Origin of the sequence: Lutibacter maritimus, assembly GCF_900116115.1 — a bacterium.
GTDB classification, from domain to species: domain Bacteria; phylum Bacteroidota; class Bacteroidia; order Flavobacteriales; family Flavobacteriaceae; genus Lutibacter; species Lutibacter maritimus.
Genome location: NZ_FOZP01000007.1, coordinates 26,443 through 46,294 on the forward strand (window position 1 = coordinate 26,443; position 19,852 = coordinate 46,294).

At 31.4% G+C, this 19,852-nt stretch carries 22 protein-coding genes and 1 tRNA gene; 1 reads left to right on the plus strand and 22 read right to left on the minus strand.

Annotation, left to right across the window (positions count from 1 at the left end; translation table 11 throughout):
- Nucleotides 1-33: 33 nt before the first annotated feature.
- Together aroC and BM335_RS11800 are read right to left on the minus strand one after the other, a co-directional pair.
- Nucleotides 34-1,086 (minus strand): chorismate synthase, encoded by a 1,053-nt coding sequence (aroC, locus tag BM335_RS11795; RefSeq protein WP_090227847.1) that lies wholly within the window; start codon nucleotides 1,084-1,086, stop codon nucleotides 34-36.
- A 66-nt stretch (nucleotides 1,087-1,152) separates the two neighbouring features.
- Complete coding sequence (locus tag BM335_RS11800; protein WP_090227851.1) at nucleotides 1,153-1,905, minus strand: sulfite exporter TauE/SafE family protein; 753 nt, start codon at nucleotides 1,903-1,905, stop codon at nucleotides 1,153-1,155.
- A gap of 111 nt (nucleotides 1,906-2,016) precedes the next feature.
- Here BM335_RS11800 and BM335_RS11805 point away from each other — a divergent pair.
- Nucleotides 2,017-2,101: transfer RNA gene (locus tag BM335_RS11805), tRNA-Ser, on the plus strand.
- Nucleotides 2,102-2,813: 712 nt separating this feature from the next.
- Here BM335_RS11805 and BM335_RS11810 read toward each other — a convergent pair.
- The 20 genes from BM335_RS11810 to BM335_RS11905 all read right to left on the minus strand — a co-directional run bounded on the left by BM335_RS11810 (nucleotide 2,814) and on the right by BM335_RS11905 (nucleotide 19,599).
- Entirely contained in the window at nucleotides 2,814-3,419 is a 606-nt protein-coding gene (locus BM335_RS11810; protein WP_090227854.1) for a peroxiredoxin-like family protein, read from the minus strand.
- An 811-nt stretch (nucleotides 3,420-4,230) separates the two neighbouring features.
- Nucleotides 4,231-4,899 carry a hypothetical protein gene (locus tag BM335_RS11815; RefSeq protein WP_143102420.1) on the minus strand — a complete coding sequence of 223 codons (669 nt, stop codon included), beginning with the start codon at nucleotides 4,897-4,899 and terminating at the stop codon, nucleotides 4,231-4,233.
- A 1-nt stretch (nucleotide 4,900) separates the two neighbouring features.
- On the minus strand, nucleotides 4,901-5,947 hold the full coding sequence (locus tag BM335_RS11820) for an ATP-grasp domain-containing protein (protein ID WP_245780664.1): 1,047 nt from the start codon (nucleotides 5,945-5,947) through the stop codon (nucleotides 4,901-4,903).
- Nucleotides 5,944-6,645, minus strand: coding sequence for an NRDE family protein (locus BM335_RS11825; protein WP_090227862.1), 702 nt, complete (start codon nucleotides 6,643-6,645; stop codon nucleotides 5,944-5,946). Before BM335_RS11825 ends, BM335_RS11820 begins: the two co-directional genes overlap by 4 nt.
- The gene (locus tag BM335_RS11830) at nucleotides 6,633-7,136 is read right to left on the minus strand and encodes a DinB family protein (RefSeq protein ID WP_090227867.1); all 504 of its coding nucleotides are present in this window, start codon (nucleotides 7,134-7,136) and stop codon (nucleotides 6,633-6,635) included. The genes BM335_RS11825 and BM335_RS11830 overlap by 13 nt, the downstream gene beginning before the upstream one ends.
- A 289-nt stretch (nucleotides 7,137-7,425) precedes the next feature.
- On the minus strand, nucleotides 7,426-8,646 hold the full coding sequence (locus BM335_RS11835) for an alpha/beta hydrolase-fold protein (RefSeq protein ID WP_090227871.1): 1,221 nt from the start codon (nucleotides 8,644-8,646) through the stop codon (nucleotides 7,426-7,428).
- Nucleotides 8,647-8,789: 143 nt separating this feature from the next.
- On the minus strand, nucleotides 8,790-9,674 hold the full coding sequence (locus tag BM335_RS11840; protein WP_090227876.1) for a helix-turn-helix domain-containing protein: 885 nt from the start codon (nucleotides 9,672-9,674) through the stop codon (nucleotides 8,790-8,792).
- Between the two features lie 14 nt (nucleotides 9,675-9,688).
- Complete coding sequence (locus BM335_RS11845) at nucleotides 9,689-10,723, minus strand: T9SS type B sorting domain-containing protein (protein WP_090227880.1); 1,035 nt, start codon at nucleotides 10,721-10,723, stop codon at nucleotides 9,689-9,691.
- A 21-nt stretch (nucleotides 10,724-10,744) separates the two neighbouring features.
- Nucleotides 10,745-11,152, minus strand: coding sequence for a nuclear transport factor 2 family protein (locus tag BM335_RS11850; RefSeq protein ID WP_090227885.1), 408 nt, complete (start codon nucleotides 11,150-11,152; stop codon nucleotides 10,745-10,747).
- A 41-nt stretch (nucleotides 11,153-11,193) separates the two neighbouring features.
- Nucleotides 11,194-11,466 carry a hypothetical protein gene (locus BM335_RS11855; protein WP_090227888.1) on the minus strand — a complete coding sequence of 91 codons (273 nt, stop codon included), beginning with the start codon at nucleotides 11,464-11,466 and terminating at the stop codon, nucleotides 11,194-11,196.
- Between the two features lie 63 nt (nucleotides 11,467-11,529).
- Complete coding sequence (locus tag BM335_RS11860; RefSeq protein ID WP_090227893.1) at nucleotides 11,530-12,075, minus strand: carboxymuconolactone decarboxylase family protein; 546 nt, start codon at nucleotides 12,073-12,075, stop codon at nucleotides 11,530-11,532.
- A 253-nt stretch (nucleotides 12,076-12,328) separates the two neighbouring features.
- The gene (locus BM335_RS11865; RefSeq protein ID WP_090227896.1) at nucleotides 12,329-13,417 is read right to left on the minus strand and encodes a serine hydrolase domain-containing protein; all 1,089 of its coding nucleotides are present in this window, start codon (nucleotides 13,415-13,417) and stop codon (nucleotides 12,329-12,331) included.
- A 164-nt stretch (nucleotides 13,418-13,581) separates the two neighbouring features.
- On the minus strand, nucleotides 13,582-14,655 hold the full coding sequence (locus tag BM335_RS11870) for a 3-keto-alpha-glucoside-1,2-lyase-like domain-containing protein (protein WP_090227900.1): 1,074 nt from the start codon (nucleotides 14,653-14,655) through the stop codon (nucleotides 13,582-13,584).
- Nucleotides 14,656-14,712: 57 nt separating this feature from the next.
- Nucleotides 14,713-15,597 (minus strand): helix-turn-helix domain-containing protein, encoded by an 885-nt coding sequence (locus BM335_RS11875; protein WP_245780665.1) that lies wholly within the window; start codon nucleotides 15,595-15,597, stop codon nucleotides 14,713-14,715.
- Nucleotides 15,598-15,926: 329 nt separating this feature from the next.
- Nucleotides 15,927-16,418 carry a GNAT family N-acetyltransferase gene (locus BM335_RS11880; protein ID WP_090227906.1) on the minus strand — a complete coding sequence of 164 codons (492 nt, stop codon included), beginning with the start codon at nucleotides 16,416-16,418 and terminating at the stop codon, nucleotides 15,927-15,929.
- Nucleotides 16,408-16,995, minus strand: coding sequence for a uracil-DNA glycosylase family protein (locus tag BM335_RS11885; RefSeq protein WP_090227909.1), 588 nt, complete (start codon nucleotides 16,993-16,995; stop codon nucleotides 16,408-16,410). The genes BM335_RS11880 and BM335_RS11885 overlap by 11 nt, the downstream gene beginning before the upstream one ends.
- 8 nt (nucleotides 16,996-17,003) lie before the next feature.
- The gene (locus tag BM335_RS11890) at nucleotides 17,004-17,399 is read right to left on the minus strand and encodes a hypothetical protein (protein WP_090227913.1); all 396 of its coding nucleotides are present in this window, start codon (nucleotides 17,397-17,399) and stop codon (nucleotides 17,004-17,006) included.
- Nucleotides 17,400-17,748: 349 nt separating this feature from the next.
- The gene (locus BM335_RS11895) at nucleotides 17,749-18,195 is read right to left on the minus strand and encodes a hypothetical protein (RefSeq protein ID WP_143102421.1); all 447 of its coding nucleotides are present in this window, start codon (nucleotides 18,193-18,195) and stop codon (nucleotides 17,749-17,751) included.
- Nucleotides 18,196-18,303: 108 nt separating this feature from the next.
- Entirely contained in the window at nucleotides 18,304-18,489 is a 186-nt protein-coding gene (locus BM335_RS11900; protein WP_317041037.1) for a tyrosine-type recombinase/integrase, read from the minus strand.
- A gap of 633 nt (nucleotides 18,490-19,122) precedes the next feature.
- Entirely contained in the window at nucleotides 19,123-19,599 is a 477-nt protein-coding gene (locus BM335_RS11905; protein ID WP_090227922.1) for a RidA family protein, read from the minus strand.
- Between the last annotated feature and the right edge of the window lie 253 nt (nucleotides 19,600-19,852).

The window sequence follows — 19,852 nt, forward strand, 5'->3', positions numbered from 1 at the left end:
AATTAAGGCTGAAATTAAATTTCAGCCTTAATTTTATTTATTTAGTAACATAAAATCTACCAATACCATGGCGGTCAATGCTTCAACAATAGGAACCGCTCTTGGTACAACACAAGGGTCATGACGACCTTTTCCGTGCATTTCTACAATATCCCCCTTTTTATCAATAGTTTGTTGCGCTTGCATTATAGTTGCAACAGGCTTAAAAGCTACTCTAAAATAAATATCCATCCCATTACTTATACCTCCTTGAATTCCGCCTGATAAGTTTGTTTTGGTTGTTCCATCTGCATTAAAAATATCATTATGCTCACTTCCCTTCATTTTAGCACCACAAAAACCACTACCATACTCAAAACCTTTTACAGCATTTATAGATAACATTGCCTTTCCTAACTGGGCGTGAAGTTTATCAAAAATAGGTTCTCCTAAACCAACTGGCACATTTTTAACTACACAAGTAATTGTACCCCCAATAGTATCGCCTTGCTTCCTAATATCATCAATTTTTTGAATCATTTTTTTTGCAACTTCAGGATCTGGACAACGAACAATATTGTTCTCTGTTTCTTTAAAGTCTATATCTTGATAAGGTTTTTCTAAAAATAAATCTCCAACAGATGAAGTATATGCATTTATTGTAATATTAGGTATAACTTGCTTAGCAACAGCTCCACCTACTACCCAATTTGCAGTTTCACGAGCAGAAGTTCTTCCTCCACCTCTATAATCTCTAACACCATACTTTTTATCGTACGTATAATCGGCGTGTGATGGTCGATAAGAATCTTTTATATGTGAATAATCATTAGATCTTTGGTGTACATTATTTATAATAAATCCAATAGAAGCTCCGGTTGTTTTACCTTCAAATATCCCAGACAAAAATTGCACTTCATCAGGCTCTTTTCGCTGCGTAACAATTTTTGACTGCCCTGGTTTTCTCCTATCTAATTCTGCTTGAATCGTATCAAAATTCAACTCAATCCCCGCAGGGCATCCATCAATTACACCACCAATTGCAGGCCCGTGAGATTCACCAAAAGTAGTTATTGTAAAAAGTTTTCCAAATGAGTTAGCCATAATAATAAATTAGTTGACAAATGTAAAAAAAGTATTTTAGAAGGAGTTTAATTATACGATGAAATAAATTTAAAAAAACCATAGTTTTATTGCCATAATGACAACCATTATCACTAATAATTTTTGCACTAATTTATCGCCTTTTTTAACTGACCACCTACTCGCTATCCATCCTCCTATAGCATTTCCTATAGCTAATATAAGTCCTAATTTCCAATCAATTTTATCATTAATAACAAAAATAATAACTGCGGAAATAGTAAAAATAAGCGTTACAAACACTTTAATAGCATTACTTTTAACTAATGAAATATTATTTACTGTTGATAAAACAAAAAGCATAATAATACCAACACCTGCTTGTATAAAACCACCGTAAATACCAATAAAAAAGAACAAAACTATACTTAACCATAATTGTTTACCAGAACTTTTTTCAATAATATCTAATGGTTTATTTTTAGAATTCATTACCATAAAGGCAACCACTAAAACCATAATTACAGCCAAAATTTTATTAAAAATTTCCCCTTTTATATCAATTGCTAGTTGAGCTCCTAAAACCGACCCTATTAGTGCAGAAATACCAACATATAAACCAAAAGGGAAAGCTTTTACACCTTTACTATTAAAACCTGCAGTTGTAAATATACTTTGAAATAAAATTCCAATTCTGTTTGTTCCATTAGCTACATTTGGAGGTAAACCTAAAAAGATTAAAACTGGTAAGGTTAATAAAGAACCTCCTCCCGCAACGGTATTTATAAATCCCGCAATAAAACCAACTGTTACTAAAACTAAAATTTCTACTGTAGAATCCATACTTTTAATTAATTAGCAAATGTACTTTTTTAATTCTCAAAATATTTTAAAAAAAAAATGAAAAAAAGTTTTTGTTAAACCAAAAAGGGTTTTATATTTGCCCTCGCTAAAGGAGAAATGGCAGAGTGGTCGAATGCGGCGGTCTTGAAAACCGTTGAGGGTCACACCTCCGGGGGTTCGAATCCCTCTTTCTCCGCTGAGAGAACAACAAATCTCACTAAAAGCCCAAAAACATAGTGTTTATGGGCTTTTTTAATTTCCTAAAACATCAATTAAAGGCATTAAAACACTTATAAAATATGTCTAGTTAGGTGTCACTTTTAAAAAGTCAAAAGTGACACCTAATCACCTATAAAGTTCTGATTTAGTTAATGTTACAGGGTTTATTATTAAATTATTTTTTGTATATTTAAAGAGAATTTATTAATTGACACCGATGCAAAATCTATTTTCACTTCTTTTTTACATTAAACGCAGTAAAGTTGACATGAATGGGTATGCCAATATTTCTCTTTGACTTCTTTTTTAACGGTCGCAACTTCTTTACCATTCATTCTGTTTTTAACTTCTTTCGTTGTCATAATACTTAAATTTTAGATTAAACAATATTTAAGCAGGAACCAAACGGAAGATAAAATCTTAGCTCAAAAGGAAACGGAATAAATAAGCAAGGAAAAGGCATTGGCTTTATGCCGTAGTCTTTTGATGAAAGTATTTTATGAGTTTAAATTTGCGGTTATATTGTATGATAATAAACTTCCTTTCCAAAAAAATTAAGTGAATAATATATCAAAAAATAGTATCCGAACTGAAAATTCATAAATTTTCTATGGAAATGAAAATAACTAATAGTAAGTTTTATAGCTAATACGAAAATAATAAATTCTCTACCTATTCTGTGGCTATAATTACTTTTTAATACCCAGATTTTTCAGTACAGCAATTAATAAGGATGCAGATAATCTTGTTTTATAATCAGGATTTATATATTCAAATAAAATTTTTCCCGATGTATCTACTATAAAAACAGCAGGTACAGGTAAAAAACCTTCATTTAAACCTCCTGATTTTACACTTAACATTTTACCATATTTTTCAGGTGATTTAAAAGCAATACCTACTGCTTTAATTAGCTCTCCGTCGCTGTCTGAATATAAACCATAGTTAATTTTGTTTTTGTTATCTGTAATTTTCAGATTTTCTGGAGTATCTGGACTGATAGCAACAATTTGATAACCTAGTTCTAAAATTTCACTTTCGGCTTCCTGAATTTCTGCCAAATGGGCGTTACAATATGGACACCAACCTCCACGGTAAAAGAGGATAATTGTTGGTTTTTTACTTAGGATATTTAAGGTAAAGTGCTCACTTGCATCTTGTGATTTCAAAAGTATATTCGGAAAAACTTCACCAATTAATAACGGCGAGATATCTACTGCTTTATCTGCTATTTGTGCATTCGATTGAAACCCTATAACACTTACTAATGCTAATAAAATAAATTGTTTTTTCATTTTTTAATAATTTTTAATGATTTTTTAATTAATATTTAACTACTCTTAGCGCTTAATTCTATACAAGCGCCATAATTTTAATTTCTTAATTGATAGTCGTCTTTAGATGGTCTAAATTACAAATACCTATTCCCACAAGTTGCAATTCTTTCAGTAACCTTTTTTTGGGTTGCCACAAAAACTGAACATGTTTGGTGTAACATTGCAACGCATGAAGGCTTCCAATTGACATCATCCTGGGAAGTATCCTGTTAATGTTGTCTGTTACCAAAACCAGCAACCAATCATATGAAAGTCAGAAAACAACTTACCCGAAGTAATTACTTCAATATCTTATTTTATCTTATATTTTTTTTAAGACACTTAACACAAAAAAACAACTCTTCTAGCAAAGGTGAACCTAACGAATTTAAAAATTCAACAGGTGTATCACAGATACCATCTTCTCCCCTTCAACACAGATAAAATCGGGTAAAAAATTCGTGTTTTCAACGCTACACATAGATCTATAAACTCTTCATTGCTACCAATACAAAGTTCAAAACCGATAGGCTATCCGTTGGAAAGATCCCTTAATTACTGAATAATACATTAAGCATTCCTTAGTGCTAAAAGCTATTTTATAGTACGGAATTTTCAAAACGTCTTCTCCAAAATCACCTTCTGCTGTTTTACATCCAAAATTACCATACCAACCTGCCAAATCAAATCTGCATCCCCATCAAAGTCCGCTGCTACTGCGTCATTCTATAATTTTATAACCTGTGTCACCGAATTGAAATTTTTATTATAGTTCATAATTTTTATTTTTTTAAATTAAATTGACTTTACATCTCTTCCAAAACAGGTTGATGAATTGAAAAAGCGCCAATCCCAAAAAAATGAAAGTAAAAATAACATTAAGGTATTTGCCCATGTCCGTCTTTTTGTCAATTAAGAAATAGTTTCCTGTTTGGGCGAAAAGCATCATTCCCGAAAACGTTCCCAAGAGCGCACCTCTAATAAAAATGTTATTTTGATTAGTCTTTGGCTTTATTTTTTCTGTTCTGAATAAGAAAACATAAATGCCCGACCAATAGGGCCATTGCATAAAATTTAAGCTATTAAGCAGCACCCCTAAAACAAACGGAAACTTGATTAATTGCAATTGCGATAAACTAAAATTTTTCTCATTGCCGATATTAAAATAAAAATATATGGCAATGCAAGAAAAGAAAACAATTGTAAAAATGTCAATTAACAACAGTAATTTTTTTTGTTCAACCAACCAATTTGCGCCATAAAAGGCTATTTTTAATACAAAAAATTCAACTGCCACAATCCCGAAAATAAAGGAAGTTGTTGCCCAATTCCCCTTTTCCAGCAATATTTGTACACCAACTACATTGAGATATCCCAAAGGTAACGTCCCCATTAGGCTGATGAAAAAACCTAAGGCAAATGAATATTTTTTGAATGAGATACGCTTTAAAATTTTCATTTTAGCTAATTGATTTTAAATAATTTGTTAATTTTTTATTGTCAATCACCAACTGCCTTGATTGTTTCATATTCAAATATGCATATCCTTTTTGATGGTTATAAGTGCTTATTTTATACAAAATATCGTAATGCTTTATAATTTCTTTCCAGGCAAAAAAAATAGAATGCTTAGGGTCATATATATGCGTAGGTTCACTCCCTGCTCCATTCAGTTCTATGATGGAAAAGTTTTTGCCATTCTCCAAGTCTTCTCTCGATTGAAACATAATATCCAGTCTACCAAAATAAAAATCGGGAATTTGCATACAGATATTGTTGAAGGTTTCAGTTAATTTGTCGTTGATCCAATCACTTACATCGGTAAATTTACTCCCGCGAACATGATTTCCGAAAGGCACTAAATTAAGGCTTTCGTCTTTTGGTAATATTCTAGCCAATTCAATTCCGAATTTTTTCTTTAAAATGTCATATTGAAGCGCAAATCTCGGATTTTGAAGAATTAGTTCCTCCACCGTATTTTTACCATTTCCCTTTACGATGAGAAAATCCTTATATACAATCCCGGTAATTTTCCCTATTTTCTCATTGGGCATTCTGTAATAAAACAAGCCAATTTCTAATGGAAATTGCGAGAACTCTTGAATAAGAAAATCGTATTTTACTTTTTTTAAATAGGTTTCCAATTCAATTTCATCGTGTATTTTTTCCACGCGTAATCCCTGCAAACCTATATCTGGTTTTATGATAAAAGGAAATTTAATATTAGAAGCCGTTAGTTTTTTCAATATTGTTTCCCAGCTTTCACTGGATTTAATAAACAGGGTTTCAGGATAATATTGCTGCGGAATTAAATCATAAATTCCTTTTTTGCTTTCCAATGCAAACCCACCGTTGATGATTCGTGGATTGCTTGCGCTAAAAAAACCCAACGATTTTGCTTTAATGCTCAAATAAATCCAATAGAAATAAATAGGAAAATATAACACGTTCATTGGCCAATATTCCCAATTCAGGATTTTATGAAGTGTGTTTTTTAAAGCTCTCAAAATGATGTTTTTTCAATAAATTCCTTATTTTCCAAATCCACATAGGTCATTTCAATACGGTTATTTTTTAATAAAAGTTGTGTAATGCTTAATGTTTTTATATTATCGTCCCTATTAATCACCAGTCCATATTTCTTATTTTTAGGTTGGGTATTCTTATGAAACGAAAGAATTTTTTCTGGAGACATTGGATTATTTTTTGCGCTGAAATTCTCAAACCATTGGGTGCGAAGTTCTCTTTGCGATCGATTGTAAAGTGTTGAAGAGGACCAAATATGCGATTCTGATATGGAATGTTCTAAATCATACTTTTGTTTTTCATCCCATTTCAGCTCGACTAATTTGTTATTTTGAAAAACAATGAGCGTAAACGGCGCTACACCTTTTAATGATATTGAAAAAAAATAACCTATCGGATTTGATGCTTTTATCATTTCCATTAAGACAAGGCCCCTGCTTTTTAAATAATTGGTTTTTTTTTTATGATTTTCAAATGCGCCATTCAATAAAACAATTGCCGTGCCTTCATTTTTTGCAACCACCCAAGTACCACCAGCTTTTTCATCTTTGGGATACATTAATTTAATGCTCTTATCAGTATAAATTTTTGGTGAAATGGTAGGACGAGTGGTTTTTTCATCCCTGTTGGATGTCAACACAAAACTATCTTTTAGCTGAACAAAACTTACTGTACACATTTCCTTTTATATCTAATAGTCGCAGGAGCCAATCCGAAATTTTCATCTATAAACGATGCTTTGTTTAATTCCAATAAACCCACTTTTATTAAGGCCTGATGATGAATACTGTGCTCTAAACAATAAGCTAACTCTCTAAATACAGTTGTTTTTATTAGAGTTTCATTTTTTTCATTTTCAGAAAAATTACCTTCCAAATAGCAAAGTGCGTCTGAAAATTCCATTGTTAATTTTGAACAAATACTTTCAATCACTTCAATGACAACATCCTTATTTGTTTCAATTAGCAAATTTCTTTTTCGATTGTCGTAATTTATAATTTTTGAATCTAAACCATCTAAAACGCTTTGATAAAATTCTAAAATATGACGAACATGTTGTCCAATTGTGGCATTTGACAGTAATTTAGAACCATACGTATATTCTTGATCAGACAATTTAATCACAAGCTTTTTTAATTCTTCTAAATTTTGTTTGCAATATGTTTTCATCTGTTTAAATTTTCATTTTTAGCGGTAAAAGTGCTGTCCCTAATGATCATTCCTTTGTATTCTGAAATTTGTTGTTTTCGATTCATTAAATCTTTAATTTAATAGTTAAAGCTCACTCCTTTATTATCTTCTAAAGCTACACTTAATGCCAAAACCATACTTTTTAAAAATTAAAGTTAGCAACCACTAGTGTCTAGGCCTAGAATATAATAGATGGATAAGTTATATACTATATTGGGTGTTTTATAATCAAACGCTAAGATTAATCTTATTTGGTGGAATAATTTTATTACATTTTTTTTAACTTTTCTATTTCGTTTTGAAAGCCATCCTCATATCCTAATTTGTATTTTTTCGACATTTTAATACCTAAAACGTAAGTGTCAATCGCTTTATTTATTTGCCCTGTCTTTTCATACAATTGGGCCAGGTTAGTCAAAATTCCAACATATTTTGGGTATGCCTCATAGGCCCTTTTAAAAACTATTATTGCTCCTATAGGATTTTCATCGTCTATCAGTTTCATTGCTAAGTCAAAATAATCACCCACAGGTCTTCTGGCACTTATACCATACTTGTTTATTAGCTCTTTTTCACCTTTTAAGAAAGTTTCGTTACTATAATTTTCCTGAAATTCTTTAGTAGGTTTTAAATCGGAAAAAATAAATTTTAACCCATGATAATTTAGGATTAGTCTGGCATCATCATGCCCTTCATTTCCCACTTCTTCATGCTTCCAATGCAGATTTTTAGAGCCCACATTTTTGATAACATTCGTATAGCGGATTAATTCATTTCTCATTCCCCAGCCGTCACCACCGCCAATCCCAAAATATATTGATTTGTTCAAGTCGGGATGCGAATTGAAAAATTCAGTAGCTTTTTTGGTCATTTCTTCATTATTCCACCATAAAGCGGGAGACTGAACGATAAGCGCATCAAATAATTCTGGTTTTTCCATAAAAGCATATACACTAAATAATCCACCAAAGGAGTGCCCTTCTAAAATACGATAGGGATGGGTTCTATAATTCGACTCAACATAAGGAATCAATTCATTTTGTAAAAAACGAAGAAATTTAGGAGCTCCACCACTTTGTGGAATAACAGCATTACCGGATCCGCCATAAACATTCTCTCCAGCATTTGATGGGGTTAAATCTCTCGCTCTGTCTATACTTTCGATGCCTACAATGATCATTGGAGGAATGATTCCAGATTCTGTAAGTAACTCAATGGTCCCAACTACATGTTTTATATTTCCTAAGCCATCCAAAAGATAAAGTACAGGATAGTGAGCTTCACTCTCTTCATAACCATTTGGTAGTGAAATAATAATTGGTCTATCTTCAGGCAAGATCTCAGATTCTATGGTTAAATATGTACCTAACCCTAAAAGTTCATTGTCCTTGGTTAATTTTATTTTATCAGCTATTTGGGCATTAATACTCAATTGACATAAGATTAAAAAGAGTATTGAAAGCGAAATTTGTTTTTTTTTATAGTTCATTATATTAAAATATTTTTCATTTAAGACGTTTCTCAAACATTAAAGTAACACAATAATAACTCGCCTTAAAATATGGCTACAATTAGAATTGATTTTAAACAGATAATTTATATACCATATGGGTGTTCATTTTTTTAATTCCTTTAACTAACTGAGGCTCTATTAAAACCAATAGTTTCTCTATAAAGTTGTGGAGATACATCTGCATTTTTTTTAAAAAATCTGCTAAAATAGTATTCGTCATTATAGCCTAACTCGTACGCAATTTCTTTAACAGTTTTATTAGTTAAATATAATTCTCTTTTGGCTTCTATAATGATACGTTCAGAGATTAAGTCGGTTAAGGTTTTATTAAAATGAGCTTTGGTTAGCCTTGTTAATGCTTTTGGAGTAATTGCTAACATATTGGCATATTCACTAGCTGAGTGCTTTGTTTTGTAATGCGTTTCAATATAATTTTTTAAATTCTGTAAAATAAAGGGTTCTTCTTTCTTAATAGGTGTTTTTGATACTTCGGTTTGTTGTTCTGTTTTTAATCTTGAAGCTGTTATTAAAAATATTTTTAAATAAGAAATTAATAATTCATATTGTGCTAAAGCGGGATTTTGCATTTCATTTTTAATTTGTTCTATTACCATATTAAAATGCTCTTGTGCTTTAACATTTACATCTACAAAAGGAGGATTATAGATGTTATTAAACAGTACACCATTACAAGCTACTTCTTTTTGATGTTTATGAATACAAAAGAAATCTGGATGAAAATGGATAACTAAACCTTTAAGAGAACTGTTAGTTTCTAGTAAAAAAGGTTGATGAGGTGAAAAAGAAAGCAATGTGTTGGATTTAAAGGAATAACTATTAAAATTGGCTTTTATGTTTCCAACTCCTTGTTGTATCCAAATAAGGGAGTAGTAGTTATGCTTTTCTATATGGCTAAAGGGGTTATTATGTTCAAAATAACTTAGCTTGAAAGCCAAATTACCCGTTTGTGGGTTTGTAAGTGTAAAACTATCTCTTTGTTCCATAATTAGTATTGCTTTTAGTTGCTATAAGTCTTTAAAATTACTCTATCTATTATTTTTTTTGCTGTGTCTATATATGAAAGCTCTTTGTAAAGTGTACCATTTTTTCCTGAATGATGCCCATGACCAATAAGTTTCATTATTTTATAATTATTGTCTTTGATGTCTTTAGAAGATACGTCTGCCGTGTAAATTAAAGACGGTTGTCCAACTTGACCTGATCCGGAATATATTTCGTCATCAGGAAACTTGTCTTTTGTATAAAAGGTATTCCAATCATAAGATTGATTGACTTCTAACATTACTTTATAGCCATTTAAAGTAGATATATTACTTCTAGATTTAATGATAAAATTACCTGTAGGTGTTGCTCCAGAAACAGCATCAAGATCTTTAGCATTATTAAGAGGAATGTATAGTCCATCAGAAGCTTTTATACCTCGTTTATGAGACCAATAAGGTAAAGCTTCAGGACGTCTTTTTATAGCAGATTGCCATTTACCATTAACGTTTTTACCAAAATCAAATGTGCTTGATGCTATCACCCTAGAAATATAAAGTGTTTCTATATAATTACCAAGACTATCTTCTAGCCATATTGCAAATAATGGATATTTAAAAGCACTACCCTTTTTTAACTCGACTTCAAAATGATGCTGTCCATTAACATTGGAAAGTTCTATTACTTCATAATCAAAAGATGTTTCATCTTTACCTAATTTTTGATTTTTTAACTGATTACCAAAATTATAAATGCTGTTTAATATTGGGACGTTAAGGAATAAACCTATACCAATTGCTACCAAAAAGCTAAAGATAAATGGTGCTTGAAGTTTTTGAAAACTAGATCTTTTACTTCCAGTTATATAATTAAATAATGGCTTTTTGTTATTGATTATATGAAATACCATAGCCAATACAAACAAGAAACCAAAAACGGTATGTAAAGAGGCAAGACCTTTACTAAATGGGATGAGGTACATAGCAATACCAGAACCTAGTAAAATAATAAGTATGAAAATTAATACATTTCCTAAAAGCCTTCTATTCATGATGCTGTTTAATATTAAATTTTATAATTGTCTGTCGGTCTCTTCAATTTTTAAATTATTTATACTTGCGTAACGCTTTTGCATAAGACCATTTTTATCAAATTCCCAAAGTTCATTACCATAGGCTCTATACCATTGGTCGTTATCACCTTGAAATTCATACTCAAATCTAACAGCCATTCTATTTTCTTTAAAACCCCAAAGTTCTTTTTTTAGTTTGTAGTGTCTTTCATTTTTCCATTTTTGGGTTAAAAAATCAATAATTTCTGCTCTTCCGTTAATAAACTGTGTTCTATTTCGCCATTCAGAATCTATGGTATAAGCTTTAGAAACTTGGATTGGATCTTGGGTGTTCCATGCATCTTCTGCCATCTGTACTTTTATTTTTGCTGTTTCTTCGTTAAAAGGAGGTATTGGAAATTTTTTCATGATGTGTGTTTTTCATATGATTTATTAAAATATTTTTATCACTAGTGTTTGTAGCTTTCATAACATACATTGCAGACTAGTTTCTTTTCATTGGTTTGTAGGTATATACCTTTTAAGTTATTTTCAACATACATTTTAATCCAACCTTTTTTATGTTCCAAATCTTTCATATTTTCAGCCTTTAATGCTTTATAAAAGTTGCCTCCATATTCTTGTCTCCCCCAGCAATTTGGGCAAAATCCTTCAGGTGATTTTAACTTGTTGCTAGTTGATTTTTTTCTTAAAAAAGTTAGTATATTCTTGACTAGATTCATCTCTAAATTAGTTTAAAGTTAAAAATAAAGGAAATATGGAAATCCATATTCCCTTTATTTGATTTAAATAGTTTCAGCTAAAGGGAAATCTACAGGCACTTTAGTCAGGTTGTGCAAATAATTCATAGCTGTTTTATCGCTCACCTGAAGTATTACATCTACAAGATTTTCTTTAGTATATCCTTGAGCAAAAAAGTCCTCTACATTTTCATTGCTAGCTTTACCTCTATTTTGAGTGATATCCGCGGCCAATTTTACCAATGAATTCAATTTAATGTTTTCACTCTTTCCCTTTCTGATATCTAATAATTGTTCATCATTAAATCCATTCATTTTACCCAATACTAAATGGGCACTTTGACAATACAAGCACTCATTTACTTGACTTACAATAAGGTTTACAGCTTCCTTCTCCTTGTTGTTTAAGGAGGTTTTAGCATTTTGATAGTCTAAAAATCGTTTTAAACCATTATCTGAATACCCTATAGTTGCATAAAGATTGGGTACAAAACCTAATGCTTTGTTTAAATTATCAAAAATCTCTTGATTGGTTTGTGATACTTCATTTCTAGTTGGAACGTTAAATTCCATTGCAGATACATTTTCCATTTTTTATTTTATTTAAATTGATTGTCAATATTGACATTACAAAGTTGATGAAGATTGCAATAGCTTAAAATGGATAATTTTCGTTAATGGATGGATGATTTTCTTGAAATGATTAAATGTCGGTTATGACTAATTGGGCGAAGTTTTATACGAAACTTTGGCAAGCATACACTAGGCTGAAAATCAGAGAGAATTTCCAGAAGTAGACGAGAACTAGAAATAACTTATAACTATTGTTCCACAACGTAATTTATCAATTTTCAATTATTTTACTTGCAATTATTGAATTAATTTGATTAGGTCTTACTTTCCAATCATATGCACCATTAGTCAACAAGATTATCGTAATATTCTGATTCAAGTTTTCATTCCAGTAATGTCTAAATGATGAAATTCCAGCACCGCCATGACCTACCATCCTATAACCACCTTGAAGGGTATATGATTCCCAGCCTAATCCAAAATAAGCATCTGTACCATCCGCCAATTTAACAGGTGTCCAAACTTCTTTAAGTTTGTTTTTGTCCAAAATCTGCCCATCTTGTAACGCTTGAAACCATTTGGCTAAATCACCTATAGAGATATTTAGACCAGCACCAGCATACATAGGTGGCGAATAATTTAGAGGAAATATTTCCAAATTTCCATTATTATTTTGATAACAAGTAACTCTATTTGGAATGACTTTTTTAAACCCTCCATATTTAGCCGAACTTAAATAGAACTTATCAAAATATTCAGTTTTCATATGAAATTCAAAACCTTGATTTGCCAATTTTTCAATTATAGCACGAATCAACATAAATCCTGTGGCATTGTATTTCGATTCAGTCCCAGGTTTAGAACTAAATGGTTTGTCCTTTAGTGCATCAATAACAGTTTTTTCACTTTCTGGTGCCAAAAAAATTTGGTAATCAATTTGATCTGGAATGCCTGAAGTATGTGATAATAATTGTTTAACAGTAAGTTTTCGCCAAGATTCTGGTAAGTCTATTCTATCAGGCAGAAAATCCGCTACTGTTTCATTAACATCTCTATTGTTTGTACTTAACAACTTGTGCAGTGCAATTGAACTGAATAATTTAGAAATTGAGGCAACTGGAAAGGAATTGTCAATTGTCATTGGAACTTTCAGCTGAGCATTTGCCAAACCGAATGATTTCATGTGAACAATTTCATTGTTAATGAGTATTGCGTAGTTCAGACCAACAATTTGCAAGCTATCAATAATCTCTTTTAAGTAGGTATCTGTCTTATCAAAAATCAAATTGTTAGTTTGTTGAGCGTTTGATAATTGGACGAAGCCTACAATTAAAAAAAATAGTGAAATTCTTTTTTTCATTATTTGTGAGTTGAGTTTTCAAAATGTTACCCAACTGCTCTGTCTAAAAGCAGTTGGAGACTTTTCATCTTAACTTTTCGGTTGGCACCGACTTTTAATCTATGTTCATAATTTCGTTTCATCAATTTTGTTCCAATTGCTTATAGCCTTTTTTGCAAATGCCATTACTCCAATTTAGCCATTAACCCCCAGCCATTTGCTTTGTCTATAACTACGCAGTGAATCTCATTTGTCCCTTTTTCAAGTGGTAGATATAATTTATTGGTATTGATTTCCATATGCCCCATGTATTGCACTCCTTTTTGTCTAAACGCATTGTTGCCACTAAAGTAGGGCTTCCCGTTAAGATATACAATAATTTTATCGCTATAGTCAAAGGAAAATAGTTGGACTTTCCTTTTTTCTGAATAAATTGTTGTACTGGCAACAATATAATTTTCATTATTCTGTTCGAAGCTACCAGCAGATGTCTTTCTAACATATTTTGATATGGGTAATAGTCCTGATTCTTCAGTTGATACGTTTGTATAAATATCTTGAGAAAAATCCTCAAAGTTGAGTTTTTCCTCCTCATATAAAAAGGCTTTAGTAATATCCCAATTCGTTATGATGTTCGTGTCGTTGACTGGAATTCTAACCGTGCTAGACTTTTCAGAAACATCTTTATGTGTGACCCTAAAGTTTGAAAACCGATTTCCAAACAAAGCCCAGAGCCCAATCTCACCTTCACCTTGATTTGTTCTCAGCCTATCCACAATCATAACTTTTACGTTATTTACAAAGACCTCAGCATTGTGACGATACACATCAATGCGTAAGGTGTTCCATCCATAATCTTTAAAGGAAACCTTTGCCTGGTATTCTCTATACAGTTGCCAATTTGACTCATTATTAAACATGGGGGTGTACTGAACAGCATCTACCTGATTCGATTTATGCATCCTCATATACACCTCTTCCAGATTGTCGTTGTGCTCTCTGAAACTAATGCCTGCAAAGCTTCTTTTGGAGTTTGCATATACATCCACTTCAATAGTCCCAATTGTGAAATTCTGATTCTTGACGGTTGCTCTCCCGTCTTTCAAAACAAGAGTTTCTCTATTGTCAAATTTCTCAAACAAAGCACTATCAGGGACATCCCATTGAGATGGTATCATCTCAATTTTTGTTGATATATTTTGGGCCGTAGCAAATTGAAAACCCAATAAACTGATTAATAGATAAAGAAGTTCTTTCATGATTTTTTATTTGCAAATATTTATTTAAAATACCTTTCGTTACATATCAATTCAGTATTAATTACTATCATTTTGGTGTTTCGTTCTATATGCAGAAGGGCTGACCCCTTCCATTTTTGTAAAAAAACGTGTCAAATTATTGGGTTCGCTAAAATTCAAAATATAAGCAATTTCTGCTATTGTTTTACCGGTATAACGAAGTTCCATTTTCATTTCTTGAAGCAATCTATTGTTTATTACTTCCTTTGAAGTGCATCCTATATGTTCTTTAACCATAGCGCTCAATTTATGTCGATTTATATGCAATAAGTCACAATATTCCTCAACGGAATGCACACTTCTAATATGCTGTTCCAATAATTCCTTAAACTTGTAAATGACTATATCGGACAGTATGTTCGACGAAATATTATAGTACTTTGAATACAGCCGATTCAACTTCGACAAAGAGAAGTATAAAAGCGAACGCAATATATGAAAGCTATCATTCTGGAAGTTTTCATTTTGGAAATTTTCAATCTCAGCGATAATTTCATTTAAGGCAAATTGTACAATCGTATAATCTGCATTTTGCAATTGAAAATACTGGGGGTGTTGAGTATTGTAAAAATATTGTAATCGGTATGCGAACAATTTATCAGCAAAAAAGTCGGCCAAAAAATCATTTTGAAAAACAAGGTGAAATCCTTGGATCCCAGTAAGAGATATTTTGCAACTTTTCTTTTGAAAGGGGCAAATGAAGAAGAAACTGTTCTCGGAGACTTCCAAAAGGCGTCCATTCAATTCAATGGATCCACTTGCTTTTTTAAAAATCATAATCTCAAAAAAATCTGTTGTGTGTGGTTTTGAATCGAAAAAAATATTTGGATTATCTTCAAACCTGTGTAAATCCATCAGGAATTGGAATCCGTACTTTTTTTTATCGAAGATAAATGTTCTCAAAATCTATTTTTTGTTTATGTATAAGATTAGGGACATGGTTTAAACACTAAAATTAACAAATACAATCTGAATAGAAATTCCGAAAGGATTTTCGTAAGTATAAAAAAACCTATCAGTTAACTTTATTTCAAACAGCTTATATTCCTTTTTCATTTCTCCTTTTTAGTTAAACAGAGCTACTTTTATTAAAACTACTGGCAACGTGATTTTATATGAATTGTGCGCCTAAAAATCGGAGATTTTTCTGTGGTAGCAAATTTTTAGTTGAATGTTTGTCTTTTGTCCTAATTCAAATTTAAGCATAAATTATATGAGATACCTGCTGTGCATCATTTATTATTTAACAACTTAGTCAAAGGATTTTCTATTCTGTACCGAATGAATTGTTGATTTCCAATTATTACTTCAGTCTCCTTTTCAAATCCTATTTTTAAAAGCCCCTTAATTCGGGTTCTTGATGTCGGAAATAAAACGGTTATTGAAGTTAAACTCATCTCATTAAACGCTTTGTTGATTATCTGTGTGTAGATGATTTTTCCTAACCCCCAGTAATCGGGGTGAAGGACAATTGCCAAATCAACATCACCATTTTCCGGTTGCAAACCACCCCAACCTGCAAATTGACCTTTTACTATAAATGCCCAAGGACCATAACCATATTCATTCCATATTCTTTCTTTGGCTTCAATAAATTGATCACATATGCTTTCATCAAAATCATATGATAATAGAGGCATTTGTCGTCTCACTAACGGACTGTTCATCAGGTCAATAATCTCATTTCTACTTACTTCAGTAAGTCGTCTAAACTCAATTTTCATTATTCAAATTTATATAAGGATGTATGATGTTTTGTAATGTTGGTATGATGCTTTCTTTAAACCAACTGTTTTTCTTTTGCCAAATATTGTTACGTGGCGATGGATGTGGCAATGGTAGAAAGTCTGGTAGATATTCGTTATAGTTTTTTACAGTTTCCGTGAGTGTTTTTTTAGCGTTGTTTTTTAAGTAGTAATTCTGGGCATATTGTCCAATCAATATAGTCAACTTTACCTCTGGCATTGATGTTAGAATTTGATGATGCCAAAGAAGCGCACATTCTGGTCTAGGTGGTAGGTCGCCAGTTTTTCCTGTACCTGGAAAACAAAAGCCCATTGGGATAAGTGCAAACATCTTTTCATTATAAAATGTTTCTTTACTCACTCTCAACCATTCTCTTAAATTATTACCACTGACATCATCCCATGGGATACCACTGTTATGCACCTTTTGTCCGGGAGCCTGACCTATAATTACAATTTTTGATGTTGTACTTGCCTGAACAATTGGTTTAGGTGTGTTAGGTAAAAACTCCTTGCATACCGTACAATTTCTTATTTCTGTAAGGAGGTTTTGCATGGTCTTGATTAATTTTTTCTAGCCTGACGAGGGTGAACAAACAAAATAATACCGAAAAGGCAGCCAAAAATTACATATACTATTGCTAGACCCCAAATAACAAATGGTAATTCTGGATTGGAAATTATTCCCTTGAGTAAAGCTAGTGCTGCAATTAAGAAATGGGCAAAATTAGCAACTGTTGTTGGGCGGTTATAAATGCCTCCTATAATGCTAGATTTACTCATCCAATTAAGCATGGCAAAACCAAAATATAGGGACCCTAGGATTTGCATGAGGAACACCGCAATACGATTCTCTTCAATGCCAAGATACATTAAGATACTATCAGAACTAAAGGATAAAGCAATGCCTATTGCTCCCATGATTAATGCGCTAAAAGTCATCGTCATTTTTGTATTCATACTATAAAGGTTTCTGTGATTGGTCGGAATTTTTGGTTAACTATTACACCATAGCTCAAATTAGATTGTAGTTAAAAAAATAAGCTATATCTAAAAACAAAAACAGGAGTTAGTGATTAATGGTTACTCCTGTTTGTTTAACTCCAATTACGTTATCTAGTTATGAGTTTTTGAAAGTTTTTTTCAATAAGACAGTATGATGAGATTTTATAAGATCTGCGCGCCTGGAAAATCAGAGATTTTTCGAACGTAGCAAATCCTTAGTTGAATATTTGTCGGGATGTCATTTAGTTTTAATTTAAGCATAAATTTTATGAGGTGTTGTTTGTAGTTTAATACATTCAACATGTCATTTAGTTATTTGACTAAAGTTCAATTGATCTTTTTCCCAATTCCAGATTGACATACCAAAGTTTCCAGAATCTTCAATGACTTTCATTTCAATAGCACTTATTATTTCAATAACTATTTTCCCATTTAAATTACCTTTTCCGACAGAAATGTCAGACCAATCTAAGATTATCCGATTGTCAATTATTGTTCCGTTCCCAACGTGACACCAATTTTCGCCTAACTCATACTCTGAGGTCTTATTGTTCATACCTAACCAAAAGACCTTATTTTGAACAATATTAATCCAAAATAAATTACCTCCAGTTGATTTCCAAACTCCATTTTTTATCAAAATATTCTCATTTTTAATTTTATTATTCCCTTTGTTACTACTATTAGTATCCTTGCAACTTAAAATAGTAATAAATAAAATCAAACTAAATGTTTTTGTTATTTGATTCATAGGTGGCTGCATTCAAGGTTTTAACGCAACAAACGTTGCTTTTTTAGTTGGGTCTAAACTACAAATTTTAATTCAGAATCTATATTTTTTTAGGGGTTTTAAATCCCTTTATTTATTTAATTTATTTGCTAATAAGTCCTTAAGAACATTCATATCATCACTTACTTTTCGTTCATTTACACATGCATAAATTTGTGTTGTTGCAATTTTTGTGTGACCGAGTAATTTTGAAACTGCTTCGATAGGGACACCATTAGTTAGAGTTACCATTGTAGTAAAAGTGTGTCGAACCATGAAAAGTTAGTTTTTTTTGATGCCACATAAATCCACTACTTCAATTAAATAACTATTTAACTTCTGGTTCGATACTACTGAAAATAAAGTTCCCGAAACCTCAGCTCTGGAATTGTTTTATACTTGTCAATTAACTCTTGTGCTTTGACAAGCGTTGAAAATTAAAGTCAGAAATAGTAAGAGTATAAAAGGTGTTTTATTTTTCATTCGATAGAATTTTGTTTACATATTACATAAATCTTAATTGTTTCATTACAGTTATCCTGTAGAAAACTTGAATAGTCCACTAATTAAATTGTCATTCATTTAGTCTTAATAGCTTTCTTTGTTGGTTGACATTCTCCTATCAATCCAAGATTTGTTTCTATAATTATCCAAGTTATTGCAACGTTATTTTCTTATGAAATTGCAGATATAATTTCAAAATTCATATCTGGAAATGAGTTGAATGAGAATTTTAATATCTCTTTAAATTCCAAATGGGTTAAAGTTTTCCCTTCCCAAGGATCGGTAGTGTCAAGATAAATTGTATATACTGAATGAACATATTGTTCAACTTTTTCAAAACATGGTTATTCCAGATTTCATTCATAATTTCCCGAAGGAATAATTCATTTTTCATTATCATTTTTATTATTTATAGCTATTATTACTTACTATTATTGTAAATGTTGCCGTTAAGCCAACACTAAAATTTCTAGGTAATTTCTCAACTCCGAAAATAGCTCTTGAATGTTTACCTTTTTCTTCTAAAATATTCACGAACAAATCGGATGCTCCGTTTACAACAATTGGCGAATCGTCCCACCCATTTCCTGATTGAAAATACGCGTCAATATGATTCAGTCCTACAATATTTTCAAATCCGACTTTCTTTTCTACTTGAGCCAAAACATTCAAAGCACATAATTGCATAGCTGTATACCCTTGTTCAGTTGTAATTTCATTTCCTAAACGTCCTTGATAAAGATATTCTTGGTTTAAAATCGGAAATTGGATTGCGATGTAAGCTATATTCTCTCTAACATTTACCGAGACGTAATTTCCACCTGGGGTTGATGTCTCACAAAGTTTAAGTTTAAGCTTTTTTAGATTTTCTTTTGGATTCATATTTTCATTTAATTCTTCTTTTTCAACACATTAAGGTGGTCATTTTTCTATTTTTGCTTTTCTAAATTAAAATGATTGTTCTTTATTGTTATTATTATAGTTGGTGGCTTGTTTTGAAAAATATTACAAAAAATTTATTTATAATATCTTTTTTAGGATGAGTCATGTTATAGAATGTATAACTTTTTTTGAGAGTTAACAAAAAGGCGCATTAATGAATAAAATAGAGTAAATACAGGAATGGGTATAAACA